General features: G+C 69.9%; 25 protein-coding genes. 13 read left to right on the top strand and 12 right to left on the bottom strand.

The genetic code is table 11. The features are described 5' to 3' along the window. The first annotated feature begins 2 nt into the window (after window positions 1-2). Together GUY59_RS13210 and GUY59_RS13215 are read left to right on the top strand one after the other, a co-directional pair. Window positions 3-977: a glucosyl-3-phosphoglycerate synthase gene (locus tag GUY59_RS13210; RefSeq protein WP_138202803.1), complete on the top strand. Its 975-nt coding sequence runs from the start codon at window positions 3-5 to the stop codon at window positions 975-977. Next, window positions 974-2,092, top strand: a complete 1,119-nt coding sequence (locus GUY59_RS13215) for a glycosyltransferase (RefSeq protein WP_138202801.1) — start codon at window positions 974-976, stop codon at window positions 2,090-2,092. The genes GUY59_RS13210 and GUY59_RS13215 overlap by 4 nt, the downstream gene beginning before the upstream one ends. Before the next feature lie 3 nt (window positions 2,093-2,095). On the opposite strand, the gene GUY59_RS13220 is transcribed toward GUY59_RS13215, so the two are convergent. Then, a complete protein-coding gene (locus tag GUY59_RS13220) occupies window positions 2,096-2,890 on the bottom strand; it encodes a universal stress protein (protein ID WP_252375050.1) in 795 nt (264 codons plus the stop codon). 179 nt (window positions 2,891-3,069) lie between these two features. On the opposite strand from GUY59_RS13220, the gene GUY59_RS13225 reads away from it, so the two are divergent. Beyond that, window positions 3,070-3,618 (top strand): phosphatase PAP2 family protein, encoded by a 549-nt coding sequence (locus GUY59_RS13225; protein ID WP_138202799.1) that lies wholly within the window; start codon window positions 3,070-3,072, stop codon window positions 3,616-3,618. Here the strand turns inward: GUY59_RS13225 and pip are convergent. Together pip and GUY59_RS13235 are read right to left on the bottom strand one after the other, a co-directional pair. Further along, the gene (gene pip, locus GUY59_RS13230) at window positions 3,584-4,543 is read right to left on the bottom strand and encodes a prolyl aminopeptidase (protein WP_138202797.1); all 960 of its coding nucleotides are present in this window, start codon (window positions 4,541-4,543) and stop codon (window positions 3,584-3,586) included. The two genes, GUY59_RS13225 and pip, sit on opposite strands and share 35 nt — an antisense overlap. A gap of 19 nt (window positions 4,544-4,562) precedes the next feature. Continuing rightward, window positions 4,563-5,132 (bottom strand): hypothetical protein, encoded by a 570-nt coding sequence (locus GUY59_RS13235; protein ID WP_236667123.1) that lies wholly within the window; start codon window positions 5,130-5,132, stop codon window positions 4,563-4,565. A 213-nt stretch (window positions 5,133-5,345) separates the two neighbouring features. On the opposite strand from GUY59_RS13235, the gene glgX reads away from it, so the two are divergent. From glgX to GUY59_RS13255, 4 genes are all read left to right on the top strand, one after another. Then, window positions 5,346-7,439, top strand: coding sequence for a glycogen debranching protein GlgX (gene glgX / locus GUY59_RS13240; protein WP_171055464.1), 2,094 nt, complete (start codon window positions 5,346-5,348; stop codon window positions 7,437-7,439). Further along, entirely contained in the window at window positions 7,432-9,576 is a 2,145-nt protein-coding gene (gene treY / locus GUY59_RS13245) for a malto-oligosyltrehalose synthase (protein WP_138202795.1), read from the top strand. The genes glgX and treY overlap by 8 nt, the downstream gene beginning before the upstream one ends. Then, window positions 9,566-11,293, top strand: coding sequence for a malto-oligosyltrehalose trehalohydrolase (gene treZ / locus GUY59_RS13250; protein WP_138202793.1), 1,728 nt, complete (start codon window positions 9,566-9,568; stop codon window positions 11,291-11,293). Before treY ends, treZ begins: the two co-directional genes overlap by 11 nt. A gap of 393 nt (window positions 11,294-11,686) precedes the next feature. Beyond that, window positions 11,687-12,637, top strand: a complete 951-nt coding sequence (locus GUY59_RS13255) for a hypothetical protein (RefSeq protein ID WP_161714523.1) — start codon at window positions 11,687-11,689, stop codon at window positions 12,635-12,637. A gap of 245 nt (window positions 12,638-12,882) precedes the next feature. Here GUY59_RS13255 and GUY59_RS13260 read toward each other — a convergent pair whose 3' ends face one another. Together GUY59_RS13260 and GUY59_RS13265 are read right to left on the bottom strand one after the other, a co-directional pair. Continuing rightward, window positions 12,883-14,478: an FAD-dependent monooxygenase gene (locus tag GUY59_RS13260; RefSeq protein WP_138200021.1), complete on the bottom strand. Its 1,596-nt coding sequence runs from the start codon at window positions 14,476-14,478 to the stop codon at window positions 12,883-12,885. A 246-nt stretch (window positions 14,479-14,724) separates the two neighbouring features. Then, window positions 14,725-15,321, bottom strand: coding sequence for a TetR/AcrR family transcriptional regulator (locus tag GUY59_RS13265; RefSeq protein ID WP_138200022.1), 597 nt, complete (start codon window positions 15,319-15,321; stop codon window positions 14,725-14,727). Between the two features lie 79 nt (window positions 15,322-15,400). On the opposite strand from GUY59_RS13265, the gene GUY59_RS13270 reads away from it, so the two are divergent. From GUY59_RS13270 to GUY59_RS13285, 4 genes are all read left to right on the top strand, one after another. Then, a complete protein-coding gene (locus GUY59_RS13270; protein WP_138200023.1) occupies window positions 15,401-15,841 on the top strand; it encodes a nuclear transport factor 2 family protein in 441 nt (146 codons plus the stop codon). Further along, window positions 15,838-16,053, top strand: a complete 216-nt coding sequence (locus GUY59_RS13275) for a heavy-metal-associated domain-containing protein (RefSeq protein ID WP_138200024.1) — start codon at window positions 15,838-15,840, stop codon at window positions 16,051-16,053. Before GUY59_RS13270 ends, GUY59_RS13275 begins: the two co-directional genes overlap by 4 nt. Window positions 16,054-16,942: 889 nt before the next feature. Then, window positions 16,943-17,155, top strand: a complete 213-nt coding sequence (locus GUY59_RS13280; RefSeq protein ID WP_138200025.1) for a hypothetical protein — start codon at window positions 16,943-16,945, stop codon at window positions 17,153-17,155. Between the two features lie 52 nt (window positions 17,156-17,207). Beyond that, the gene (locus GUY59_RS13285) at window positions 17,208-17,489 is read left to right on the top strand and encodes an alpha/beta hydrolase (protein WP_138200026.1); all 282 of its coding nucleotides are present in this window, start codon (window positions 17,208-17,210) and stop codon (window positions 17,487-17,489) included. Window positions 17,490-17,574: 85 nt separating this feature from the next. Here GUY59_RS13285 and GUY59_RS13290 read toward each other — a convergent pair whose 3' ends face one another. The 7 genes from GUY59_RS13290 to GUY59_RS13320 all read right to left on the bottom strand — a co-directional run bounded on the left by GUY59_RS13290 (window position 17,575) and on the right by GUY59_RS13320 (window position 24,019). Further along, window positions 17,575-17,865: an MTH1187 family thiamine-binding protein gene (locus GUY59_RS13290; RefSeq protein WP_132334102.1), complete on the bottom strand. Its 291-nt coding sequence runs from the start codon at window positions 17,863-17,865 to the stop codon at window positions 17,575-17,577. 151 nt (window positions 17,866-18,016) lie between these two features. After that, window positions 18,017-18,343: a hypothetical protein gene (locus GUY59_RS13295; RefSeq protein WP_138200027.1), complete on the bottom strand. Its 327-nt coding sequence runs from the start codon at window positions 18,341-18,343 to the stop codon at window positions 18,017-18,019. A gap of 10 nt (window positions 18,344-18,353) precedes the next feature. After that, entirely contained in the window at window positions 18,354-19,031 is a 678-nt protein-coding gene (locus GUY59_RS13300) for a uracil-DNA glycosylase (protein WP_138200028.1), read from the bottom strand. Window positions 19,032-19,129: 98 nt separating this feature from the next. After that, window positions 19,130-20,029 carry a carbohydrate ABC transporter permease gene (locus tag GUY59_RS13305; RefSeq protein ID WP_132334114.1) on the bottom strand — a complete coding sequence of 300 codons (900 nt, stop codon included), beginning with the start codon at window positions 20,027-20,029 and terminating at the stop codon, window positions 19,130-19,132. Window positions 20,030-20,055: 26 nt separating this feature from the next. Next, the gene (locus tag GUY59_RS13310) at window positions 20,056-21,432 is read right to left on the bottom strand and encodes an ABC transporter permease subunit (protein WP_138200029.1); all 1,377 of its coding nucleotides are present in this window, start codon (window positions 21,430-21,432) and stop codon (window positions 20,056-20,058) included. 12 nt (window positions 21,433-21,444) lie between these two features. After that, complete coding sequence (locus tag GUY59_RS13315; RefSeq protein WP_138200030.1) at window positions 21,445-22,764, bottom strand: ABC transporter substrate-binding protein; 1,320 nt, start codon at window positions 22,762-22,764, stop codon at window positions 21,445-21,447. 7 nt (window positions 22,765-22,771) lie between these two features. Then, window positions 22,772-24,019 (bottom strand): ABC transporter substrate-binding protein, encoded by a 1,248-nt coding sequence (locus GUY59_RS13320; protein ID WP_252374868.1) that lies wholly within the window; start codon window positions 24,017-24,019, stop codon window positions 22,772-22,774. A gap of 131 nt (window positions 24,020-24,150) precedes the next feature. Between GUY59_RS13320 and GUY59_RS13325 the strand changes: the two genes are divergently transcribed. Together GUY59_RS13325 and GUY59_RS13330 are read left to right on the top strand one after the other, a co-directional pair. Beyond that, entirely contained in the window at window positions 24,151-24,657 is a 507-nt protein-coding gene (locus GUY59_RS13325) for a PadR family transcriptional regulator (RefSeq protein WP_132334097.1), read from the top strand. Continuing rightward, the gene (locus tag GUY59_RS13330) at window positions 24,654-25,382 is read left to right on the top strand and encodes an ABC transporter ATP-binding protein (RefSeq protein WP_138200031.1); all 729 of its coding nucleotides are present in this window, start codon (window positions 24,654-24,656) and stop codon (window positions 25,380-25,382) included. The genes GUY59_RS13325 and GUY59_RS13330 overlap by 4 nt, the downstream gene beginning before the upstream one ends. Window position 25,383 lies beyond the last annotated feature (1 nt).

Genomic DNA, 25,383 nt, shown 5'->3' on the forward strand with positions numbered 1-25,383 from the left:
GCATGGAGACAGATCTGCGCGCTTTGGCCAAGGTCCAGAAGTGGTACGGCCCGCACTCGAGCACCGCTGCCGCGTGGCCGGTCGACACCTTAAACCGCGCCAAGGGAAACACGACGGTGAGCGTCGTCCTGCCCGCTCACAACGAAGAGAGCACCGTGGGCGACATCGTCACCGCCATCCGCCGTGACCTCGTCGAGCGGGCGCCGCTCGTCGACGAGGTGCTCGTCGTCGACTCTCGATCCACCGACGCGACCGCCGAGCGGGCACGCGAGGCGGGCGCCCGGGTGGTGGCCCAGGACGAGGTGCTCCCCCATCTGCCGCCGCTGGCCGGCAAGGGCGAGGCGCTGTGGAAGGGGCTGGCCGCCTCCCACGGCGACGTCGTCGTGTTCGTGGACGCCGACCTGCGCAGTTTCGGCGCCCACTACGTGTCCGGCCTGCTCGGGCCGCTGCTGACGGACCCCGGCATCCAGTTCGTCAAGGCGGCCTACGAGCGGCCGTACACGGGGGAGGACGGCGTCGTACGGCGCGGCGCCGGCGGCCGCGTGACCGAGCTCGTGGCCAGGCCGCTGCTCAACATGTTCTGGCCGGAACTGGCCGGGTTCGCCCAGCCGCTCGGCGGTGAGTACGCCGCCCGGCGCCAGGCACTGGAGCGGGTGCCCTTCGTCACCGAGTACGGCGTGGAGTTCGGCCTCCTCGTCGACCTGCTCCAGCTCGTCGGGCTCGACGCGATGGCCCAGGTGGACCTGGGGCACCGTACGCACACCCACCAGCCGATCGACGCGCTCGGCCGGATGGCCGGGCAGATCATGCAGACCGCCTGGTCCCGCCTGGAACGGCAGGGCCGGGTGCTCGCGCCCGCGTCCCCAGCGCACACGCTGCTGCAGTTCGGGCTCGAAGGGCGGGCCGACCTGGTGGACGTGGCCGTGGCGGAGCGACCTCCGCTCGCCTCCCTCGTCCTGGAGGAGGATATGGCATGAAAGTCCTCATGAACGCGGGGCCGTGGCTGTCCACCCCGCCCCCCGGATACGGCGGCATCGAGAACGTCGTCGCCACGCTCGTGCCGGAGCTGCGCAGGCGAGGCGTCAGCGTCGTGCTGGCCGCCGCCGGATCGAGCACGCTCGCGGTGGACGAGCTGGTCAGCGTCTACGACGAGGGTCAGTTCCCCGAGTTGCAGAAGCCGTACAACCAGGTCATGGGCATCGCGCACGCGCACCAGGCCAGGGTGGTGAGCGAGCTGCGCGCCCGCGACGACATCGACCTCGTCCACGACCATCTCGAAGTGGTGGGGCCCGCGGTGTTGTCGGCGTTCGCCGGGCCGCCCGTCCTGCACACCCTCCACTGGGATTTGCACAAACATCCGGCCTTCTATGGCGCGTTCCCGCCGTCGGTCGCGGTCAACGGCGTGTCGGAGTCGCAGCTCGCCCGCGCCCCCGAAGCCCTGCGCGCGGCCTCGCTCGGCGCGATCCACCTGGCCACCCCGCTCGCCGACGGCGACCTGAGGACAGAGCGCGGCGAGCACTTCGTCGTCATGGGCCGCATCTGCGGGCTCAAGGGCCAGCACGTGGCGGCCAGGATCTGCCAGAAGCTGGGGCTGCCGCTGGTGCTGGCCGGACCGGTGTGCGGCCGGACCTCCGCGGCCGAGCTGGACGTGGTGGCGCAGAACCCGTACCACCCGCTGCACAGCCACCCGGACGTGCGCTACCACCTCGACCAGGTGTCCCACTATCTCGACGAGGAACTGGTCCGGTGGGTCGGCGCGGTCGGCGGCCAGGCCAGGGACCTGCTCTACGCCTCCGCCAGGGCCGCGCTCTTCCCCCTTCAGTGGGACGAGCCCGGCGGCACGGCCGTCGTCGAGGCGCTGGCCCTCGGGGTGCCGCCGGTGGGCCTGCGCCGCGGCTGCCTGCCGGAGATCGTCGACCACGGCCGTACGGGCTTCCTGGCCGACACCGAGGAGGAGCTGGCCGAGTGGATCCTGCGGGTGGACGAGCTGGACCCGGAGGAGTGCCGCCGCGAGGCCCGCCGCCGCTTCGCTCCGTCCGTCATGGCTGACCGTTACCTGAAGTTGTACGAGCAGGTCGCGCGTGCTCGCTGACCCTCAGGAGAAACCCCGGGGAAGCACGGTGACGGGGCAGGGGGCGGCCCTCAGCACCTTCATGGCCAGCTCGCCGAGGAACACCCGGTGCGGTTGCGCGTCCTCGCCGGCCGCGCAGACCAGCAGCTCGCCGGGCAGCCAGTCGAGGTCCTCCATCGCGGCGGCCACGTCGTGTCCCTCGGCCACCTCCGACTCGGCCTCGATGCCCGTGGTCTCCCAGGCCAGCCGGACAGCCAGCGCGAGATCGTCCCTGAGCTTGCCCTGGTCGTCCGTACGCAGGTCGAGGGTGATCAGCCGGAGCGGAACCCCCAGCCGCAGTGCCGCCTGCGCCACCCGCTCGACGGCCTCGTCGCACTGCGGCCGGTGCACGTAGGCCAGCGTCAGCCGGGCGAGCTCGCCGACGGGCACGTGCCCGGCGGGCGCCAGCATGACCGCCTCGGGCGACAGGTGGAGCAGGTGGTTGGAGGTGGAGCCGATCGTGATGCGGCCCTGCCGGCCTCCCGCCCCGGAGCCGACCACGATGAGGTCGCTTCTGATCCTCCCGGCCAGCACCGAAAGCCCTCGCCCCGTGCCCCTGCTCTCGAACGTGATGTACTCGGCCGGAGTGTCCCCCAGCGCGTCCGCCGCGTGCGCCAGGTTGGCCTGCGCCTCGACCGCCAGCCCCGGGCTGCCCGGCGGGTAGATCGTGGCGACCGTGAGCTCGCCGCCGGTGATGTGCGTGATCGCGGCGCCGAGCGCCAGCGCCTCCCGCCCACCCACGTCGTCCGCGTAGCCGACGATCACGTGCTCACCGATCACGAGTGCCTCCCTACCCGCTCCGAACAGGGAATACGCGAAGCCTCCCGAGCCCTTGCCGCCCGGCCGGGAAGTCGGTCTTTCGGCTGAGGCTTTTCCGTACTTTCCACCTCATGATGGAGGCATCTGATGATCTCAGTTCGTAAGGTCATGTCCATCGCTCATTCACCGATTGGACACCTGTGTACGAGGAGATCGTCGACTTCGCCCTGGCCACGCCCGAATGGCTCCACGTGTTCGCCGAGGTCGGCACGGACGCCGGGTTATTCGTGTTCGTGGCGCTGTTCGGGGTGGCGGCCTGGCGCGCGTGGCGAGGGCCCGCCCGGGACCTGGCGCTGGTGATCGCCGGCCCGGCCGGAGTGGTGCTGACGTACGCCGTCAGCGAAGTGCTCAAGCTCGTCGTCAGGGAGGACCGGCCGTGCCGGGGCGGGATCGCGACGATCGCCGCCTGCCCGCCCCTGGACGACTGGTCGTTTCCCAGCAACCACTCGGTGATCGCGGCGGGCGCGGCGGCCACGCTCGTGCTGGTCCGGCGCTCGCTGGCCTGGGTGGTGTTCCCGCTGGCGGCCGTCATGGCGTTCTCGCGCGTGTTCGTCGGCGTGCACTATCCGCACGACGTCGCCGCGGGTTTCCTGCTCGGGCTGGCGCTCGCGCCGTTGTTCGCCCTGCTGACGGTGGGCGCCGTCACCCCCGCCGTCAGGCTCGCGCGAAGCCGTCTGTCGCCGCGATGAGCCGGCCCAGGATGCCCGGCTCGGAGTAGGCGTGCCCGGCGTCGGGCACCACGTGGAACTCGGCTTCGGGCCAGGCCCTGTGCAGGTCCCAGGCGGTGGTCATGGGCGTGCAGGCGTCGTAGCGGCCCTGCACGATCACCGCGGGGATGTGCCGGATCTTGCCGACGTCCCTGATGAGCTGCTCGGGCTCGAACCAGCCGCCGTGGTGGAAGTAGTGGTTCTCGATCCTGGCGAAGGCGACGGCCATCTCCTCCTCACCGAACTCCGTCACCAGCTCGGGATCCGGCAGCAACGTGATCGTGGCGCCCTCCCACTGCGCCCACGCCCTGGCCGCCGCCAGCCGCGCCCCCGGGTCGTCGCCCTCCAGCCGCGCCCGGTACGCCGTGATCAGGTCACCGCGCTCCTCGACGGGGATCGGCGCGATGTACCGCTCCCACAGGTCGGGGAAGAGATGGCAGGCTCCTTCCTGGTAGAACCAGCGCAGCTCCTGGGGCCGCAGGGTGAAAATGCCGCGCAGCACCAGCTCGGTCGTCCGGTCAGGATGCGTCTGGGCGTACGCCAGCGCCAGCGCGCTGCCCCACGAGCCGCCGAACACCTGCCAGGCGTCGATACCCAGGTGCTCGCGCAGCCGCTCCATGTCGGCCACCAGGTGCCACGTGGTGTTGGCGCCGAGGTCGGTGGCCGGGTCGGCGGCGTGCGGCCGGCTGCGGCCGCAGTTGCGCTGGTCGAACAGGACGATCCGGTAGAGGTCGGGGTTCCACTGCCGCCGGTGCTTGGCGTTGCACCCGCCGCCGGGGCCGCCGTGCAGCATGACGGCGGGCTTGCCGTCCGGGTTGCCGCAGACCTCCCAATAGACCTGGTTGCCGTCGCCCACGTCGAGCAGGCCGGAGTCGTACGGTTCGAGGGGCGGGTACAGAGTTCTCATGCCGTCCGATCCTGCCACCTCACGCCCACGTGTGGCGGGCCAGGAACGACCGGTCGCCGGTGGCGTACTCGTGGAAGGCCTGGCGCACCTCCGCCAGTTCCGGCACCGTCGTGCTGACGAGCGTGCCCTCCTTGTACTCCAGCTCGTAGCCGGGTGAGACCTGAAGGAAGTGCCGGCCGAAGTTGACCAGCGCGGCGAACGGGTTCTGCGGCGAGAGCGTGGCCAGCACGTCGTGCACCAGCGCCAGGTCGGGGTCGTGCACGACCATGCCGTCACCCGTGTGCAGCTGCATGCCCTCGTAGACACCCAGCGGCGCCACGTTGTGCACGAGGTCGCGCTGCGGGTCGTAGCAGACCAGCCCGTGCGCCCGCGCGATCGTGAACACCTGCGCGGACAGCTCGTCCATCGTGTCGAGCTCCATCGTCACCAGCACGTGCCCCGGATAGAGCGTGATCCGCCCCGGCAGCTCCTTGGCGACGGCGGGCACGTCGCCGCCGGGCTCGCCGCGCTTGACTGCCAGGTAGGTGGCGCGCGCCTGGTCCCTGCTGATCGGCACCGGCTCGTCCCAGACCATCAACTCAACGCTCATCCGTCCATCTTGTCGAACCGCCGCCGCCTGCGCGCGACGCGGGGCCCCCTCGTACCGGCCGACCGTGGCCCGGTACACCCTTTTGACCTGGGTGAATGTTCAGCGGAGTAATGAAGGGCCGATGGGGGGAAGGTACAAGGTCGTCACTGGGGCCCGGGCTTGTCCGGTAGAGCGGGGGAACGGAACATGGGGAGAGACCGCAAGGGAGCCTCGATGATCGAGATCTGGCCCGGAGACCCCTATCCGCTCGGGGCCACCTACGACGGCGCGGGCACCAACTTCTCGCTCTACACCGAGGTCGCGGACAAGGTCGAGCTGTGCCTGTTCGACGAGGCCAACACGGAGTCGAGGGTGCCGCTCACCGAGGTGGACGGGTTCATCTGGCACGGCTACCTGCCGGGGATCGGCCCGGGGCAACGGTACGGCTACCGCGTCCACGGGCCGTACGACCCCGCGCGCGGGCTGCGGTGCAACCCGGCCAAGCTGCTGCTCGACCCGTACGCGATGGCCATCGAGGGTGGGGTGCGCTGGCACGAGGCGGCGTACGGCTACCGGTTCGGCCAGCCGGACACCAGGAACGACCTCGACTCCGCCCCCTACGTGCCGCGGTCGATCGTGATCAACCCGTTCTTCGGCTGGGGGCACGACCGGCCGCCCGCGACGCCGTACCACGACACCGTGATCTACGAGGCGCACGTGCGGGGGCTGACGATCTGCCACCCCAAGATCCCGAGGCACGTGCGCGGCACGTACGCGGCGCTGCACCACCCGGAGATCCTGGACCATCTGACCAAGCTGGGCGTGACGGCGCTGGAGCTGATGCCGGTGCACCAGTTCGTCACCGACCACGTGCTCGAGCAGCGCGGCCTGTCCAACTACTGGGGGTACAACTCGATCGGGTTCTTCGCGCCGCACAACCGTTACTCCAGCCAGGGGCAGCGCGGTGAGCAGGTGCTGGAGTTCAAGGCGATGGTGAAGGGCCTGCACGAGGCGGGCATCGAGGTCATCCTCGACGTGGTCTACAACCACACCGCCGAGGGCAACCACCTCGGTCCGACGCTGGGGTTCAAGGGCATCGACAACCCCGACTACTACCGGCTGGTCGAGAACGACAAGCGGTACTACGTCGACACCACCGGCACGGGCAACAGCCTGCTCATGCGCTCGCCGCACGTCCTTCAGATGATCATGGACTCGCTGCGCTACTGGGTCATCGAGATGCACGTCGACGGGTTCCGCTTCGACCTGGCCTCGACGCTGGCGCGGGAACTGCACGAGGTCGACCGGCTGAGCTCGTTCTTCGACCTGGTGCAGCAGGACCCGGTGTTGTCGCAGGTCAAGCTGATCGCCGAGCCGTGGGACGTGGGTCCGGGCGGCTACCAGGTGGGCAACTTCCCGTCGCGGTGGACGGAATGGAACGGCTGCTACCGCGACACGATCCGCGACCTGTGGCGCGGGCAGCCGGCCACGCTGCCGGAGTTCGGGTCGAGGTTCACCGGATCGAGCGACCTCTACCAGGACGACAGCCGCCGCCCCGCCGCCTCCATCAACTTCGTCACCTGCCACGACGGCTTCACCCTCCAGGACCTCGTCTCGTACAACGGCAAGCACAACGAGGCCAACAAGGAGGGCAACCGCGACGGCACCGACGACAACCGCTCATGGAACTGCGGCGCGGAGGGCCCGGCCGACGACGCCGTCGAGACGCTGCGCGAGCAGCAGAAACGCAACTTCCTCACCACGCTCTTCCTGTCCCAGGGCGTGCCGATGCTCTCGCACGGCGACGAGCTGGGCCGCACGCAGCAGGGCAACAACAACGGCTACTGCCAGGACAACGCGCTGACCTGGGTCGACTGGTCGGACATCAGGGAGAACTGGCTGCTGCTCGAGTTCACGCAGAGCCTGGCCGAGCTGCGCAAAAGACATCCCGTCTTCCGGCGCAGGAGGTTCTTCTACGGCAAGCCGGTGCGTGGCCTGAGCGACATCGCCTGGCTGACCCCGTCGGGGGAGGAGATGACCGACAGCGACTGGAACGTCGGATACGCGAAGTCGCTGGCCGTCTTCCTCAACGGCGACGCCATCACCGAGCCCGACCGTCGGGGGCGTCCGATCAGGGACGACTCGTTCCTGCTGCTGTTCAACGCGCACCACGACACGATCCAGTTCACGATCCCCAAGGACTACGGCGAGATGTGGCACACGGAGATAGACACGGCCATGCCCATCAACGTGGGCTCGCGGATGTGCCGGGCCGGCGAGGCGGTCGCGGTGCCGGGCCGCAGCGTACGGGTGTTGCGTCGTGTCTAGGCCCACGTCGACCTACCGGCTGCAGCTGACGCCCGACTTCGGGTTCGCCCAGGTGGCGGAGATCGCCGGCTACCTGCGCGACCTCGGCGTCAGCCACGTCTACCTGTCGCCGATCCTGCAGTCCACGCCCGAGTCGCGCCACGGCTACGACGTCACCGACCACTCCAGGATCAGGGACGAGTTCGGCGGGGCGACCGGCTTCAGGGAGATGGCCCTGCACCTGGCCGCGCATGACCTGGGCGTGGTCGTGGACATCGTGCCCAACCACATGAACACGGTGAACGCGCAGTTCTGGTCGGTGTTGAAGGACGGGCCGGCCTCGCCGTACGCGCGCTGGTTCGACATCGACTGGGTCGACGGCACGGTGGCGCTGCCCGTGCTGGGAGACGACGTCGAGCCCGTCGTCGACGGCGACGTGCTGCGCTACCACGAGCACGCCTACCCCTACCCGGGCCACTACCGGCTGGTCGGCTGGCGCGAGGGCCCCGGCTACCGGCGCTTCTTCGACGTCTCGTCGTTAATCGGACTGCGCGTCGAGGACCCGGCGGTCTTCTTCGCCACGCACGAGGTGATCTTCTGGTTGCTCGACGAGGGGCTGGTGGACGGCCTGCGGGTCGACCACCCCGACGGGCTGGCCGACCCGCGCGACTACCTCGAACGCCTGCGCAGGCGCGCGGCCAGCGCGTGGACGGTCGTCGAGAAGATCCTCATCGGACCCGAGCGGCTGCCGGACGACTGGGCCTGCGACGGCACCACCGGCTACGACGTGCTCAACCGCGTCAACGGCCTCTTCGTCGACCCGGCCGGCAGGGAGCCGCTCGTCCGGCTCTTCAGCGAGCGGACCGGGCAGCCCCCGGACTACCGGCCCGTGATGGCGCAGACCAAGCGGGAGGTGCTCGACCTGTTCCTCGGCTCCGAGGTGGACCGGTTGGCCAGGGCCACCGGCTGTGAGCCCGCCGCCGTGCGGGAGCTGCTCGCCGCGATGCCGGTCTACCGCGCGTACGTCGTGCCGGGGGAGGAGCCGCCGCCGGAGTCGGTCGAGACCGTCGAGCTGGCCGCCGAGGCGTGCTCTCCCGCCGTGCGCCCGCTCGTCCGCGAGGTCCTGTACGGCTCCGCCGAGGCGATCATCCGCTTCCAGCAGACCTGCGGCCCGGTCATGGCCAAGGGCGTCGAGGACACGGCGCTCTACCGGTGGTTCCCGCTGGCCTGCCTCAACGAGGTGGGTGGTGAGCCGGACGTGTTCGGCTTCCCGGTGGAGGACTTCCACGACTTCTGCGCCGAGCTGCGGCCGTACACGATGACCACCTTGTCGACGCACGACACGAAACGTTCGGAGGACGTGCGGGCCCGGTTGTCGGTGTTGTCGGAACTGCCGGACGAGTGGGCCGCCGCCGTGTCGGAGTGGTCGTCGGCGCTGAGCTTCGACCCGAGTCTCGACTATCTGGCCTGGCAGAACCTCATGGCGGCGTGGCCGATCTCGGCCGAGCGGTTCACGGACTACCTGCTGAAGGCCGCGCGCGAAGCGAAGACGGCTATTTCCTGGAAAAATCCGGATCCGTCCTATGAGCGCAAGTTGCGGGACTTCGCCGAGGCGGCCGTACGGCTGCCCGTGGGGGAGTTCACCGCGCGCATCGAGCCGTACGCGATGTCCAACTCCCTCGGGGCCAAGCTCGTCCAGCTCATGATGCCCGGCGTGCCGGACGTCTACCAAGGCAACGAGATCACCGACTTCTCGCTGGTCGACCCGGACAACCGGCGGCCGGTGTCCTTCCCGCCCAAGCCCGTGACCGCCTGGGACACGGCCAAGCAGCTCGTGACCACCCAGGCGCTGCGGCTGCGCCGGCGGCTCGGCGGCGCGGGGCCGTACCTGCCGCTGCGGGCGGAAGGGCGGGCGGCGGAGCACGTCATCGCCTTCGCCCGGGGCGGCGAGGACTCCGGCGAGCGGCCGCGCGCGGTCGCCGTCGCCACCCGGCTTCCCGTGCGTCTGGCCGCGACGGGCTGGGGCGCCACGACGCTCACGCTCCCCATGGGGACCTGGCGCGACCTGCTCACCGGTGTCCGGCACACCGGGCGCATGCCGCTCGCGCACCTGCTCGGTCAGTATCCGGTCGCACTCCTGGAGAGACATGATCTTTGAGGTCTGGGCGCCCAAGGCCACGGCAGTCGAGGTGGAGGTCATGGAGGGGCGCCGGGCGATGTCCCCCGGTGAGGGTGGCTGGTGGTCGGCCGACGTGCCCGAGGCGGGGCACGGGACGGCGTACGGCTTCGTGGTCGACGGCGGCGGACCCTACCCCGACCCCCGCTCCCGCCGTCAGCCCGAGGGGGTCTTCGGGCAGAGCGCCGTCTACGACCACGGCCGCTTCACCTGGTCCGACCACGACTGGAAAGGCCGCGACCTGCGCGGCGCGGTCATCTACGAACTGCACGTCGGCACGTTCACGCCGGAGGGCACGTTCGCGGCGGCCGCGGAGAAACTGGAGCACCTGGCCGAGCTCTGCGTCGACTTCGTGGAGCTCATGCCCGTCGCTCCCGTGCCGGGCGGGCGCAACTGGGGCTACGACGGGGTCGACCTGTACGCGGTCAACGAGACGTACGGAGGGCCCGACGGGCTCAAGACGTTCGTGGACGCCTGCCACCGGGCGGGCATCGGCGTCATCCTCGACGTCGTCTACAACCACCTCGGGCCGTCGGGGAACTTCCTGCGGCCCTTCGGCCCGTACTTCGCCGGTTTCGAGGGAAGCTACTGGGGTGAGGCGGTCAACCTGGACGGGCCCGGCTCCGACGAGGTGCGGCGCTACTTCATCGGCAACGCGCTGCAGTGGCTGCGCGACTTCCACATCGACGGGCTGCGGCTCGACGCCGTGCACGCGCTGCACGACAAGCGCGCCAAGCACCTGCTGGCCGAGCTGTCCGAGGAGGTGGACGCGCTGGCGTGCTCCGTCGGCAGGCCCCTGTTCCTGATCGCCGAGTCCGACCTCAACGACCCCCGCATGGTGCGCGCGCCGGAGGCCGGCGGGCTCGGCATGACCGCGCAGTGGGACGACGACGTCCATCACGCGCTGCACTGCGCGGTGAGCGGCGAGTCGCACGGCTACTACCAGGACTTCGCCCGGCTGCCCGCGCTGGCCAAGGTGCTGACCTCAGGCGTGCTGCACGACGGGACCTACTCGACCTTCCGCGGGCGCGCGCACGGGCGCTCGTACGCCGGCGTTCCCGGACACCGGCTGGTCGCCTGCCTGCAGAACCACGACCAGATCGGCAACCGGCCCCAGGGGGACCGGCTGCCGATCCCCGCGCTCAAGCTCGGCGCGGGCCTGCTGCTGACCTCGCCGTTCACGCCGATGTTGTTCATGGGCGAGGAATGGGGGGCGCGCTCGCCGTTCCTGTTCTTCTCCGACCACGTCGAGCCCCATCTGCGCGAGACCGAGGCGGAACGGCGCGAGCGGGAGTTCGTCGGGTTCTGGCCCGCGTGGGACGCGCCCGACCCTTCCGCGGAGGAGACGTTCCTCGCCTCGAAACTCGACTGGAGCGAGGTGAAGGAGGAGGCGCACTGGTCGCTGCTGTGCTGGTACCGCGACCTGATCGCGCTGCGCAAGGCCCTGCCGGAACTGTCGGACCCGCGCCTCGACCGGGTGCGCGTGGAGACGGACCCGCACGGAGCCTGGTTGATCATGTGGCGGGGCTCGCTGGCCGTACTGGTGAACTTCACTCCCGACTCGGTGACGCTGCCCCTGACGCCGGGAACGATCGTGCTGGCCTCGGACGAGCCGGTGACGGCCGATGGCGAGGGGGTACGGCTACCGGGCCAGTCCCTGCTGATCTGCCGCCCACCCGCCTACGTACGGACGCGATAAAAAGGGGACCCCGATGCGGCGGATCTGGACGCGCTTCTCCGCCTCCTGAGGGACCGCGCTCGGTTCGCCGTCCAGGCCAAGAGCCTTTTCCAGGGCTCGGGTGAAACCGAGGTGACTTCTTTTCCGTCGCCGATCCGGGTCGCGCCGGAACGATCCCGGCCCTACGCGAGCCGGATGACGACGGTGGCGTCAGCGGCATGAACGAACGCGTGGTGTGGGCTCTGCTTCGTTGACGTCGTGCCACCACCGGGTTTCGCGTGGACGTTCGCTGTCCTGTGGAGAACCCGTCGCCGTCCACAGAACGCCGCTCTACCCGCCCAAGGGTCTCCGGGCTCGTCGATCCTGAGTGCCTCACCGCTTCGACACTCGTCCCGATCCGTACGGAGGCCGCTCATGAAACTAACTTTTCCGTTGCCCCGCACCCTGACGTCCCGGTTCGTGGTGGCCATGGAGCACTTGACGTTCGACGCCGATACCTTCGTGCCCTGGCGGGTGGGCGACCCGCACAGAAAGGCCGCGATCAGCGCTGTGCGGCGCGGGGACCTGACCGTGACCCATCACCCGAGCCCATGGAGACCGACCGGCGCCACCCTCGGCGACGAGGAGAGACGGCTCCTGCGGCGGACGAAACACCATGTCGTCGTGTCCGCCACCGCGCCGCCGCACAGGCTTCCGGCCGGCGTGCAGGCGGCGAGAGCCGCGGCCAGAGCACTGGCCCGCGAGTGCGACGGGCTGCTGATCGATCCCATGACCGGCGCCGCCATCCTCACCTGCGGGCGGTGCCCCGGCGAGCCCGCGACCTTCCACCTCAACGACGACTGGCTGGCCTGGGACGTCCAGGTCCACGAAGCCGTCCCCGGCCCGCCGTGGGATCCGGCGGGGAAGGGCGACTGCTCCTGCCTCCGGGTGACCTCGCGGGGGCTGCGCCGGTTCGGTCTTCCTGAGATCACCCTCGACGGTGCCGCCTGCGCCCACAACCTGTGCGCAACCAACCTCCTGCGTACGGTGGCCCACTGCCTGGTCACCGACCATCTGGCCTACGTCACGACCCATCCGGGAGCCACCCGGCGCACGATCGGCGACTTCCTGCACATCCAGCCCGACAGCGGCCTCCCGTTCCGCGTCCGGCTGACCCCGTACGAAGCCGGTGCGGTGGGGCCCGGCGGCGTCCGGCGGCTGAAAGTAGGGCCCGCGCCCGGCACGGGCCGGATCACCTGCCTCAAGGTCGGGCCGCCCTCGGGCTTCACCGGCTCCACCAACGACTGGCTCTGCGCCACCCAGGGCACCTCCCACGCCTCCCTGGCCGACGCCCACCCACCCCCAGGTTCGGCCCTGGCCGCGTGACCGGTGGCCATTTCGGGTCTCGGCCTCGTCGCCTGACGGCCGGACCACCCTGACCCCCCAGGCCGCCACTACACACCTGCGTGCCGGGAGGTCCACGTCGGCCCTGGCCGTCCGGACACACGTCCTGGCTGACCGGCTCGCCTCGCGGGTGCCCCGTGGCCCGGCAGGTTGTGTGGGACGAAGCTGGTGGAGCGGGTCGTGGGCCGGCGCTGGAAGTGGGAGTGCCGGGTCGCTCCCGGAGCCGGTCAGCGGCTGAGGATCTGGCGCATGACCCGCTCCAGGGTGGCCGCCGGGTCCTCGACGGGACCGGGCGAGCGCCATGCCACATACCCGTCAGGCCGGACCAGTACGGCGCCGCCCCTGTTGACGCCGTACGCCTCGTGGAAGCGTCCCTCCACGTCCATGAGCTCGACGTCCACGAGGAGGCGCGTGAGCTGCACACCGAGCCGTTCCTTGACCTGGCGGCCCGTGTCCATCCAGGCCTGGCCCCCTTCCCTGGAGGCCAGGAGCGTGAAGCCGGAGCCGAACAGGTCGATGGTGGAGACGCGTCGCCCCTCCCAGTCGAGCACCACGTGCGGGGCCCGGCTGCCGGGGCGGCCGTGCGGCACGCGGGGATCCTCCAGGATCGAGCCGTCGTCGCCGGGTTCGTCGAGGATCGCGGTGGAGTGGTAACGGTGTCCGATGAGCCAGGCCGCGGAGTCCTGCAAGGGCTCCGGGTAGCCGTGGCGGGCTTCGGGAGGCATGCGTACGCCCAGGTTGGCGAGCTGGGCGTCGGCCGTCATGGCGCCGATGGGGCGGCGTTCGGCGTCGTACGTGTCGAGAAAGGCCGGACCCGCCTGGCCCGTGACGACCAGCCACAGCCGCCAGGCGAGGTCGCAGCCGTCCTGGAGCGCCGTGCTGCCGCCCTGCCCGCCGGTGGGCGGCATGGTGTGGGCGGAGTCGCCGGCGAGGAAGACCCGGCCGGCCCGATAGGTGTCGGCGAGCACGTGCGCCAGGGCGAACGTCGTCTTGTCCAGGATGCGCACGTCCAGGTCCGGACGGCCGGTCGCGATGCGCACCAGCTCGGCGCAGCGTTCGTCGGTGTAGCCGGCCGCGCTCTCGCCCTCGGCGTGGTTGACGCCCAGCACGTGGGCGCCCACTCCGGTGCCGGTCACGATGGCGCCGGTGAAGACGTCGTTCTGCAGATACCAGAGCGTGACCGTACGGTCCTCGACGAGCCCGGTCAGGTCGGCGTCGAACATGATCGAGCACATGGCGCCGAGCACGCCCTTGCCCGAGGTGGGGACGCCGAGCATCCGGCGCAGGGGGCTGCGGTAGCCGTCGGCGGCCACCACGTAGTCCGCCCGCACGACGCGCTCGCCGTCCTCGCCCCGGATCACCGCCGTCACGCCGTCGTCGTCCTGGTCGAGCGAGATCAGCTCGGTGGAGAAGCGCAGGTCGGCGCCGAGCGCCTCGGCCCTGCGCCGCAGCACCCGCTCGATCGCGGCCTGGGGAGCGGCCACGTTCGCCGCGGGGGTGATGCCGGTCAGGAAGGCGAGCTCCTCCTGCCCGTCCTCCATGACGAAGTGGGGGTCCGGATCGACGAGGCTCCTGGCGATGGCGATGCGCAGGTTGTCGCCGATGCCCGCCCAGATGTCGCTCAGCTCCTGCTCGATACCCGGCACGGGGCGGAGCAGCTCGATCGCCCGTGGCCCGACGCCGAACGCCTTGGGCTGGATGGAGGTGCCCGGGTGCCGTTCGACCAGGGTCACCGGCACTCCGCGCCAGGCCAGGAGCGTCGCCGCGCTCAGCCCCGCGTATCCGCCGCCGACCACGAGGATCGGCACCCGCTCTCGCTCCATTGCCCGCCACCTTCCGTAACACGTACTATCGCGTTGGCGAGCAACACGATATGTCGCGTCTATGACTAGGTCAAGATATATCTCGAAATGCGGGCTGGCCGGGCAGGACAGGCGGGGCCGGGCAGAGGCGGGTCGGGCGGGCCCATTCGGAGTTCGGCGCCATCCGGGTGTCAACGCTGTGCCGCCTGCTGCGCCTCTGGGATGCGGTCCTGGCCGCGGAGGGTTACCTCGGCCGCGGGGGCTACCTCAGCCGGGCGGTCGTTCCGCGCCGAGCAGGCGGAGCAGGCTGATGCGGAGCGCCTCGTCGGCCTCCTCGGTGGGCAGGCGCCCGGCGGTGCGTTCCTCGCTCGCGGCGTGGCTCAGCGTGATGGTGGCCGTGACCAGCCAGCCGACCGGGAGGCGGCGGTCGAATTCTCCCGTCCGCAGGCCGCGCTCGATGACGCGCCTGATCCGGGCGGCGACCGCCGTGTGCCGGGCCTGGTCCTCCCCTGGAGGAACGGACAGCGCGCTGAGCGCCTGTATCAGCACGGGATAGCGCCCGGTCGTCCTGGCGCCGGCGTCGATCAGCCGCAGCAGTGCGTCAGCCGCCGGCCCCGTGTCGAGGTCGGCGGCGTCCATCTCGGCCACGGTCTCCTCGGTGAGCTGGTCGAGCACCGCCGCCAGCAACCTCTGGCGCGAGGGGAAGTGGGCGTAGACGGTCTGGCGGGTGACGCCCGCGGCGGTGGCGATGGCGTCGACGCTGGCGTCGGGCTGCGCGTTGAGCAGCCGGATCGCCGCGTCCAGGATGAGTGCCCTGCTGCGCCGGGCGTCGGCACGGCGGGCGCGGGCCGGGGGTGAACTCAATTCTTACACCTTGCCAAAGTTGAGCACATATGCATATCTTACATGCTGTCAAAGTTACTACGGCCGACGGGGAGCCCACGTGCGTCCACTCAGCGACAGCGACCCCAAGGAGTTCATCGCCGGGTTCTTCACCTCCTTCTCCGAAGAGCTCCTGCGCGACGACGAGGATCCGGCGGCGATCGTGGACCGCTATCACACCAAGGACATCATCGAGATAGCCGACGGTCACCGGATGGACCGGGACAAACTCATTGCGCACACCCGCCCGGTGCGTAAGAACCGGCCCATCAGCCGTATGGAGGTGCACGAAGCAGTGGCGGACGGCGATCGGATCGCCGCGCGCTATACGTTGCACGTGCAGCAGCGTAAGAAGGAGTTCGCCATGGAGGTGTACTTCTTCGGGCAGTTCGCCGGCGACGGGCGGATGCGCAGGGCGCACATGCTCACCCGCACCGTCCCCGCCGCAGGGAAGGGCGACCAGGCGACCTCGGCGCTCGGCAAGCAGGAGGCGCCGGCGTGATCACCACCACCTACATCGTGCACGGCATGGCGTGTGGGCACTGCGCGGACGCCGTCACCGAGGAGCTCGACCGCGTCCCCGGCGTCACCGCCGTGGAGGTGCACGTCGAGGCGGACCGGGTCTCGGTGACCAGCGACCGGGAGCTGGACCTCGTGCATGTGCGCGCCGCCGTCGAGGAGGCGGGCTACGAGCTCACCGCCCAAGACACGTGAGGTGGCGATGTGCCAGTTGACGGGTGCTCCACGCCATCGTCCACCTCCCTCGTCGTCCAGTTCACACCATGCCCCAAGGGCATGCTCAAGCGGCGCCCGGACGTATCGCGTACGAGACCGCCGGTCGTGTAACGACGCCCCTTGACCGTGTCCCAAGGGCACGCTGTTGGGTCGGTGTCGAACAGCACGTTCACGCCCCACGTGAGCCTGCTCGGGCCCTCAGGCCGCATCTCCTGAGGACATCGCCTGAAACCATGGGAGAACGTACATGTCATACCGCAAGCCACCAGCCGTCGTCGCGGCTCCGGCACTGCTGATCGGCGCTTGCGCCGGCCAGTCAGGAGGCCGAACGGCCGGCCAGGCAGCCGGCCAGTCCAGCCAGTCCCGCCAGGTCTGTCAGCGGTCCGCCCCCTCCGGTCCCGGCCTGGACCGTTTCTACGGGCAGAAGCCGGCGTTCAAGCCGTGCGATGCGCCGAAGCCGACGCCGGACGCGCCGGCCGTCAAGGCCGAGTGCGCGCGGTCAAGGTGCCGCTCGACTACCGGAACCCAAAAGGCAGGCAGGCGGAGCTGGCACTGCTGCGCGTCCATGCGCGCGGTAAGGACCCGATCGGGTCGCTGAGGGTACGCGCGCTGGTGCTCGACGGGGCGTTCAATCCGCTGAAGGACACCTACGAGCGGCGCGTCGAGCAGGCCACCGGAATGCAGCGCTCGTTCGAGCGCATGGCCGCGTCATGCGCCACCAGCCAGGGCTGCCCGCTCGGCACCGAACCCGGCCGCGCCACCAAGGTCTTCCCAGGGCCTCGTCCGGCCGCTGATCGACAAGCCTGCGCGGACGTCCGGCGGGCGCGGGCTGACGTACGGACAGGCGGTCGAGGGGGTGATAGCCGCGATGTACAGCAAGGCGCTCTGGCCCGCCGCGATCGCCGGCATCGCCGAGCTGAGGGCCGGCAAGGGCGACACCCTGCTGAAGTTGCGCGACGCCTACCACGGGCGGAGCGCCGACGGCGCCTATCCCGACTCGATCGAGGCCACGCTGGCGATCAACTGTCTGGACGAGGATCGCCACACGCCGAAGGAGGAGACAGCGTTGAACCGGGCGTGAAACAAGGCGGCGCCGTTCTCCGACCCCGGTCGGCCGATCAAGGAGGCGCGCGATGGTTGTGAGTACTGGCCCGTCAAGCCGACGCTCGGCTACTCCGTACGCCACCGGCATCAAGGGCCTGCCCGACACGCTGACGATCTCCGTCACGGGCGACGCCGCGACGCCGCACGAGGGCGGCATCACCCTGGCCAGGACGCTCGGCGGCAGCCTGCTCACCGTCGAGGGCGAGCAGCACGGCGCCCTCATGGCCGGCAACGCCTGCGTCAACAGGACCGTGGCCGCCTACCTGATCGACTTGAAGTCCCCGTCCGAAGGGGCCCGGTGCAAGCTCTGAGCCATCGATGCCCTCCCAATTCCGGCGCGCGGGGGATGGCGTAGCGGAAGCCGACGTCCGCGTTCGTCCGGCCGCTCCGGTGACATCAGGAGAGGTGGCGTTCCAGAGCCTCCAGCTTGGAGGTCATGCCGTCCGTGACACCTTCGCGGAGGTCGGCCTTCAGCACCAGGCTCACGCGGGGCGCGACCTCCGCCACCGCGTCCACCGCGCGCTTGACGACGTCCATCACCTCGTCCCACTCGCCCTCGATCGTGGTGAACATCGCGTCGGTGCGGTTGGGCAGCCCGCTGGAGCGCACCACCTGGACGGCGCGGGCGACGGGCTCGGCCACCCCTTCACCGACGCCCAGCGGGGTGATGGAGAATGCGACGATCACTGTGTGCCTCCTGCGATGGACGACCGATTCGCGCAGGAGCCGCTCCCGCTGCTCCGCGCCATGCCGGGCCCTCGATCGTATCGGCGGCGGCTATGCGAAGAGCCACGACGCCGTCGAACGCCGTGGCCGCCGCTGACCAGTCCGGCAAACGTCACCCGTGGTCGTGCTCGTCTTCCTCTTCCTCGTCCTCGCTGGGGCCTTCGGACGGCTCCACGCCCAGCACGGCCTCGCGCGGCTCGATCTCGGTGATGTGGTCGACGAGCTGCAGCACGTGGTCGGGCTCGATCAGCCACTGCAGCGCGGAGGCGCCGGAGTCGTCGGCGGAGACGAGCTCGGCCTGCTCGGTGCGCTCTTCCTCGGAAAGGTCGGCGTCGGGATGCCGGATCTCGGCCAGCGCCGCCGCCTGCAATGCGTCCACGTCGAGCACCTCGACGGTCAGCTCGACCGTCAGACGCAGGAACTTCGGTTCATCAGTCATGGCGACGATGTTAGGGGAGCTTCCACTCCACAGGCGCCGCACCTTGCTGAACCAGCGACTCGTTGGCGCGGCTGAACGGCCGCGAGCCGAAGAAACCGCTGCGGGCCGACAGCGGCGAGGGGTGGGCGGACTCGACGCGCGGCACGTCGCCGAGCATGGGCGCCAGGTTGCGCGCGTCGCGCCCCCACAGGATGGCGACCAACGGTTTGTCGCGCGCGACGAGGGCGCGGATGGCCTGCTCGGTGACCTGCTCCCAGCCCTTGCCCCGGTGGGAGGCGGGTTTGCCGGGCATCACGGTCAGCACCCTGTTGAGCAGCAGCACGCCCTGCTCGGCCCACGGCGTGAGATCGCCGTTGGCCGGGCGGGGCAGGCCGAGGTCGCTCTCCATCTCCTTGTAGATGTTGACCAGGCTGCCCGGCAGCGGCCGCACGTCGGGCGCGACGGAGAACGACAAACCGACGGGGTGGCCGGGCGTGGGGTAGGGGTCCTGGCCGACGATCAGCACCTTGACGTCGTCGAAGGGCTGGTTGAAGGCCCGCAGCACGTGCCCGCCGGCAGGTAGGTACTGTCTGCCCTCGGCGATTTCCCTGCGCAGGAACTCGCCCATCTGGGAGATCTGCGCGGCGACGGGCTCAAGCGCCCGCGCCCATCCGGCCTCGACGACTTCATGAAGGGGACGACCAGCCATGGCCGTGAAGCTTAGCCATGTCTGGTACGGCTTGCGGGCGAAACGCGGTCGCCCGCCGTACCGGAATGATCACATTGGTACGGCGGGCGCCCGCGAGGTCACTTGACCGAGCCGGCCATCATGCCCTGGACGAAGTACCGCTGGAACGCGAAGAACAGCACCAGCGGGATGATCAGCGACAGGAACGCGCCGGACGACAGGATGTCGACGTTCGACCCGAACTGCCGCATCTGGGACTGCAGATATTTCGTCATCGGCTGGTTGCCGGTGTCGGCGAAGACCAGCGCGATGAGCATGTCGTTCCACACCCAGAGGAACTGGAAGATGCCCAGCGAGGCGATGGCGGGCTTGCCCAGCGGGAACACCACCGACGCGAAGATCTTCCACTCCGACGCGCCGTCCATCCGGGCCGCCTCCAGCAGCGAGCTCGGGATGCCGACGAAGAAGTTGCGCAGCAGGAAGATCGCGAATGGCAGCCCGAACGCCACGTGGAACAGCACCACGCCGGCGATCGAGCCGAACATCTGGGCGGCGCCGTAGAGGGAGGCGACGGGGATCAGCGCGATCTGGATCGGCACGATCAGCAGGCCCACCACGATGAGGAACGAGGTGTCGCGGCCGGGGAAGTCCATCCACGCGAACGCGTACGCCGCCATCGCCGCGATGCCGATCACCAGGACCGTGGTCGGCACGGTGATCAGCACGGTGTTCCAGAAGGACGCCGTGAAGCCGCTGCCCAGCAGGTTGGCGTAGTTGGCGATGGTCAGCTCGGCCGGCTTGGTGAAGATGGTCCACCAGCCTTCGGCGCTGTTGACCTGCGACGTACGCATGGAGACGACGAGCAGGCCCAGCGTCGGCACCAGCCAGAAGAGGCCGAGCAGCACCATCACGACCTGAACCGCCCCGCCGCCGAGGCGGTCGACGAGCTTTCCCGCGAGGCTCCTGCGCGGCGCTCCCGCCCGCGTCTCGGTCGGCGCCGTGACCGTCGCCGTGGTCATGTGCCCCTCCCTGTCGTTGGGCTCGCTCACGTGTCTTCCCTCCTGAACCGGCGGATGTTCATGATCATGAAGGGAAGGACCAGGATGAGCAGGAAGATGGCCAGCGCGCTGCCCAGGCCCTGGTTGTTGCCGCCGCCGAACGACACGCGCCACATCTCCAGCGCGACCACGTTCGCCTGTGGCTGGACCGAGGCCGGCGCGATGATGAAGACCAGGTCGAACACCTTCAGCGTATTGATGATCATCGTCACGAAGACGACGAGCAGCACCGGCGATAGCAGCGGCACCGTGATCTTGCGGAACACCTGCCACTCGCTCGCGCCGTCGATGCGGGCCGCCTCCAGCGCGTCACGCGGGATCGCCGCGAGCCCGGCCGCGATCAGCACCATGGCGAAGCCGGCCCACACCCAGACGAACGCGCCGATGATCGCCGGGGTGATGAGCGTGGGGCCGAGCCAGCTCAGACCGCCGTAGGCGGCCTCGAAGTTCGAGGCGGGCAGCCGTACGACGTAGGAGCCGGCGGGCAGCCCCTCGAAGGCGAAGGAGCCGTCCTCGGCCGTCGTCGCGGTCGCGGCGACCTGGCCGTCGCGCACCGCCTCGACGGTCATGCCGGGCAGGCCCTTCTCGGCGCCGTCTACCGCGTTGTTCGTGCCCCCGCCTCCGGGGGTGAAGTCGAACCACACGGTGCCCTGGAGCCCGTCGCCGCCCGTGGGCGTCCTGGCGGGCTGGGCGTCGCCCGGCATCACCTCCGGCTTGACGCCGACGATCGGCACCAGCACCGGCTGACCCGCCTGGGCGGGCTGCTTGGTGACGACCGCGCCGCCCTGCTCGGCGACAGGGGACTCCTCGCCCCCGCGCGGGCGGGCCTCCGGATAGCCCTGCGAGGAGGAGAACGTGTCGTGCACCGTGGTGAGCACGGCGTTGGCCAGGCCCTTGTCGGGGCTCTCCTCGTAGACGAGCCGGAAGATCACGCCGGCCGCCATCAGTGAGACGGCCATCGGCATGAACACGATCAGCTTGAACGCCGTCGCCCACCTGATCCGCTCGGTCAGGACCGCGAAGATCAGGCCGATCGTGGTCACCACGATGGGCGCGACCACCACCCAGATCAGGTTGTTGCGGATGGTGGTGAGGGTGCCGGCGTCGTGGAAGATCGTGGTGTAGTTGCCCAGTCCCACGAACCCGCTGCCCGTCGCGTCGAACAGGCTCCGGAAGAGGGAGTAGGCGATCGGATAGATCACCCAGATGCCCAGCAGCAGCGCCGCCGGGAGGAGGAAGGCGATGGCGACCGCCGGCGAGGGGCCGAGGCGTCGTTTGCGTTGGGGGGTTTCAGCCGGTCCGGTGGAGGGCCCGCCCGCGGTGTCCGCGGGCGGGCCCTGCGGGCCGTCCAACCGTTCGGTCACGGCCTTACCTCTTTACTTCCAGGCCTTCTTGGCCTCGGCTTCGAGCGCCTCCTGGGCGCCCTTGACGTCGCTGGGCTTGCGCAGGAAGTCCTGCAGCACCTTCCACTCGCCCTTGCCGTCGGTGCCGCCGAACGCGCTGGGGGCCAGGTCGGACATGTCGTAGCGGACGGCGTCGCCGGCCGAGACGATCGTCTGGCCGAGCTGCTTGGTCAGCTCGTCGGGGTAGTTGTCGGGGGAGACGTTCTTGTTGGGCGACAGGTAGCCCGGCAGCTTGGCCCAGACCTCGCCGCCCTCCTTGGACGCAAGGAACTGCAGGAGCGCCATGGCGCCGGGGGAGTCCTTCATGGCCACCGCGATGTCGCCGCCGAGCACGACCGGGGCGGTGTCACCGACCTTGGGGAACGGGAAGTATTTCGCGTCCTCGCCGACCTTGGCGCCCGCCTGGTCTGCCTCGACGGCCACGAAGTCGGCCTCGATGACCATGGCGGCCTTCTTGGTGCCGTAGACCTTGCTCACGCAGGAGGGGAAGTCGGTCTGCATGGTGCCGGAGACGCCGTCGACCAGGAACTCCTCCTTGCTCACGATCTGCTGGATCTTCTCCAGCGCGGTGGCCACGGTGGGGTCGGTCCAGGGGATCTCGTGCTTGGAGAGCTTGTCGTAGTTCTCCGGGCCCGCGGTGGAGAGGTAGACGTTCTCGAACAGGTCGGTCAGCGTCCAGCCGGAGGCGCCGCAGAAGGAGAACGGCGGCGTGCCGGAGTCGGCGACGGTCTGCGATGCCTTGACCAGCTCGTCCCAGTTGGTCGGCGCCTGCACACCCGCGTCCTCGAACGCCTGCGAGCGGTACCAGACCAGCGACTTGTGCGCCGCCTTGATCAGCACGCCGTAGACCTGGTCGTCGGCGGAGCCGAGCTCCTTCCAGTAGGGGGTGTAGTTGGTGTCGATCTCCTTGATGACGGCGTCGTTCAGCGGCTTGAGCGCGTCCTGGTCGGCGTACTGCTGGACGAGGCCGGGCTGCGGCAGGATCGCCACGTCGGGCGGGTTGCCGCCCTGGATGCGCGGGCCGAGGTAGGCGCCGGTGTCCTCGCCGGTGGAGGCGTAGGTGACCTTGGCGCCCGTCTTGTCGGTGAAGGCCTTGAGCACCTGCTCGAAGTTCTTCTGCTCGGCGCCGGTCCACTTGGCGGCGACCTCGAGGGTCACGCCTTCGAGCGTCTTGTCGCCGCCGGCCGGCGCGGACCCCGAGGCGGTGGGCTCCGTCGTCGTCGGCGCGTTGCCGCAGGCGGCGACCGCTACCGCCAGCCCGGCCAGGATCGCTGCTGCTCTGCTTCTTCGCATGGCTGCCTCACTGGGTTTTGATGATCTCTTCGAGCTCGGACTTCATGGAGGCCGCGACGTCGTCGGCGGACTCGGTGTCGGGGTTGCCGAGCGCCTTGGCGACCGAACTGGCGATCACCAGGCTCAGCTGGTTGTAGTTGGCACTGACCGGCCGGGTCTTGGCGGCGAGGATGCTCTCCTTGAGCACGGGCAGGTAGGGGAAGCGCTTGATCAGTGCGGGGTCGTCGTAGAGCTCGGTCCACACGGGCGGGAACGAACCCTCGGTGAGCACCCGGCGTTCGTTCTCCAGGCTCGTGAAATAGCGGATGAACTGCTGCGCGGTGTGCTGGTGCCTGGAGAAGGCGCTGACGGCCAGGTTGGCGCCGCCCAGCGTGCTCGACCCCGGCCCGTCGAGCCCCGGCAGCCTGGTGACCGCGACCTTGTCGCCCAACCTGGCCTTCGCCGGGCCGTACGCATGCGGCCAGTTGCGGGCGAAGGCCAGCCTGCCCTCCTGGAAGGCCAGGCGCGACTCCTCCTCCTTGTAGCTCAGTGACTCCTCGGGGATCCAGCCCTCGCGCAGCCCTTGGAGCAGGAAGCCGAGCGCGGTCGCGCCCTGGGCGGGGTCGAGGGTCACCTCTTTGCCGTCGCGGCTGACGATCTGGCCGCCGGCCGACTGGACGGCCTCGGAGAAGTTGACCGTGAGCCCTTCGTACGCCAGGAACTGCCCGGCATAGCCGTCTATGTCATGTTTTTTCGTGATCTCTCGTGCTTGGTCGCGCAGCTCGGCCCACGTCTTCGGCGGCTTGCCGACCAGGTCGGTCCGGTAGTACAGCAGCCCCGCGTTGCTCGTGTAGGGGACGGCCCAGAGTTTGCCCTTGTAGACGGCCGTCTCCACGACCGGCGGCAGGAACCTGTCGAGCGGGAACAACCCGCGCTCCAGGGGGATGATCCAGCCGTTCTCCGCGAATTCGGCGGTCCACACCACGTCGAGCCCCAGCACGTCGTAACGGCTGCTCTGGGCCTGGAGGTTGGCCACCATCTGGGCGCGTTGCTCGTCGGCGGCCTCGGGCAGCTCCAGCAGCGTCACCTTCTCGGCCGGGTGGGCCTGGTTCCAGCGGTCCAGCAGCGGTTGCAGGTAGGCCGTGGTGTCGCGTCCGGTGGCGAACGTGATGGGCCCGGTGCCGCCCGTCCCCGTCGTGCCGCCGCCCTGGTCGCCCGCCGCCGCGCATCCGGCCGTGAGGGCCACGGCCAGCAGGAGCGCGAGCGGACGATGCACTCTGTTTCCTCCGTGTGTTCAGAGGGTTTACATTCATGTTAGGTAGATGCATTCATGTTATGCACAGCGGTAATCTGTAGGTCAACGGATATCTTCGTAACGCATGCGTAACACAGCGGGGAGGTGGGGCGGTGCGGCTGCACCTGCTGGCGCTCCTGGCCAAAGAGCCGGCTCACGGCTACGAGCTCAAGCAAGCTCTGGAGCAGACCTTCGGCAGCGCCTATCCCTCCCCCAACATCGGCCAGATATACGTGACGCTCGGCAGGCTGGAGAAGGACGGCCTGGTCAGGGCGGTGGGAGTCGAGCAGTCCAACCGGCCCAACAAGAAGGTCTACTACCTGACGGCCAAGGGCCGCGAGCACCTCACCACCTGGGTCGACGAGCCCACCGAGGGCCCCCGCGTGCGCGACGAGTTCTTCATGAAGCTCGTCCTGGCCCCGCTGACCGGCATCGCCGACCGCATGGCGCTGATCAACAGGCAGCGCCGCCACTACCTGTCGCTCATGAGCGACCTCAACGACCTCCTTGACCGCACCTCACCGACCGACCGGGTGGCGATACTCCTCATCGAGGGCGCCATGCTGCACCTCCAGGCGGATCTTGACTGGCTGGAACGTTGCCAGGAGGATCTGGCATGAGCGCCGTGCTGAAAACGGTCAATCTGGTCAAAATCTACCAGGATGGTGCCATCCCCGTGCCCGCGGTGCGTGGGGTGGATCTCCAGGTCGAGCCGGGTGAGTTCGTCGCGATCATGGGTCCGTCCGGCTCGGGCAAGTCCACGCTCGTCCACATGCTCGGCGGACTCGACGCGAGGACGAGCGGCGAGATCTGGCTCGACGGGAAACGTGTCGACACCCTCTCCGAGAGCGCGTGGGCGCTGCTACGGCGCAAGAAGGTCGGATTCGTCTTCCAGTTCTTCAACCTTGTCGCCAACATGACCGTCGGCGACAACGTCGAGCTGCCCGCCCTGCTGGCCGGGGTCGCGCCCAAGGTGGCCCGCGAGCGCAGGGAGAGCCTGCTCGGCGCGCTCGACCTGACCGACAGGGCCGACGCCGCCCCCGCCCAGCTCTCCGGCGGCGAGCAGCAGCGGGTCGCGCTGGCCAGGGCGCTGGCCAACGAGCCCAGCCTGCTGCTGGCCGACGAGCCCACGGGCAACCTCGACAGCCGCAACACGCGCGACGTGCTCCGCCTGCTCGGCGAGGTGCACAAGAAGGGCCAGACCATCGTCATGGTCACCCACGACGCCCGCGTGGCCGCCCTGGCCGACCGGGTGGTCTCACTGTTCGACGGGGAGATCGCCGACGACGGCCGCATCGCCCGCAGACGTACGCGCACGGCCGGTGAAGTGATCGACCTGCGGTGAG

Source organism: Nonomuraea sp. K271, assembly GCF_009908215.1.
In the GTDB taxonomy this organism is placed as follows: domain Bacteria; phylum Actinomycetota; class Actinomycetes; order Streptosporangiales; family Streptosporangiaceae; genus Nonomuraea; species Nonomuraea longispora.

What these genes read in the sequence shown, in the direction of transcription:
- GUY59_RS13330 (WP_138200031.1), top strand. Translation starts at nt 24,654, where the DNA reads ATGAGCGCCGTGCTGAAAACGGTCAATCTGGTCAAAATCTACCAGGAT.
- GUY59_RS13305 (WP_132334114.1), bottom strand. Translation starts at nt 20,029, where the DNA reads ATGACCACGGCGACGGTCACGGCGCCGACCGAGACGCGGGCGGGAGCG.
- GUY59_RS13215 (WP_138202801.1), top strand. Translation starts at nt 974, where the DNA reads ATGAAAGTCCTCATGAACGCGGGGCCGTGGCTGTCCACCCCGCCCCCC.
- GUY59_RS13260 (WP_138200021.1), bottom strand. Translation starts at nt 14,478, where the DNA reads ATGGAGCGAGAGCGGGTGCCGATCCTCGTGGTCGGCGGCGGATACGCG.
- glgX (WP_171055464.1), top strand. Translation starts at nt 5,346, where the DNA reads ATGATCGAGATCTGGCCCGGAGACCCCTATCCGCTCGGGGCCACCTAC.
- GUY59_RS13295 (WP_138200027.1), bottom strand. Translation starts at nt 18,343, where the DNA reads ATGACTGATGAACCGAAGTTCCTGCGTCTGACGGTCGAGCTGACCGTC.
- pip (WP_138202797.1), bottom strand. Translation starts at nt 4,543, where the DNA reads ATGAGAACTCTGTACCCGCCCCTCGAACCGTACGACTCCGGCCTGCTC.
- GUY59_RS13255 (WP_161714523.1), top strand. Translation starts at nt 11,687, where the DNA reads ATGAAACTAACTTTTCCGTTGCCCCGCACCCTGACGTCCCGGTTCGTG.
- GUY59_RS13285 (WP_138200026.1), top strand. Translation starts at nt 17,208, where the DNA reads ATGGTTGTGAGTACTGGCCCGTCAAGCCGACGCTCGGCTACTCCGTAC.
- GUY59_RS13210 (WP_138202803.1), top strand. Translation starts at nt 3, where the DNA reads ATGGAGACAGATCTGCGCGCTTTGGCCAAGGTCCAGAAGTGGTACGGC.
- GUY59_RS13315 (WP_138200030.1), bottom strand. Translation starts at nt 22,764, where the DNA reads ATGCGAAGAAGCAGAGCAGCAGCGATCCTGGCCGGGCTGGCGGTAGCG.
- GUY59_RS13280 (WP_138200025.1), top strand. Translation starts at nt 16,943, where the DNA reads ATGTACAGCAAGGCGCTCTGGCCCGCCGCGATCGCCGGCATCGCCGAG.
- GUY59_RS13300 (WP_138200028.1), bottom strand. Translation starts at nt 19,031, where the DNA reads ATGGCTGGTCGTCCCCTTCATGAAGTCGTCGAGGCCGGATGGGCGCGG.
- treZ (WP_138202793.1), top strand. Translation starts at nt 9,566, where the DNA reads ATGATCTTTGAGGTCTGGGCGCCCAAGGCCACGGCAGTCGAGGTGGAG.
- GUY59_RS13235 (WP_236667123.1), bottom strand. Translation starts at nt 5,132, where the DNA reads ATGAGCGTTGAGTTGATGGTCTGGGACGAGCCGGTGCCGATCAGCAGG.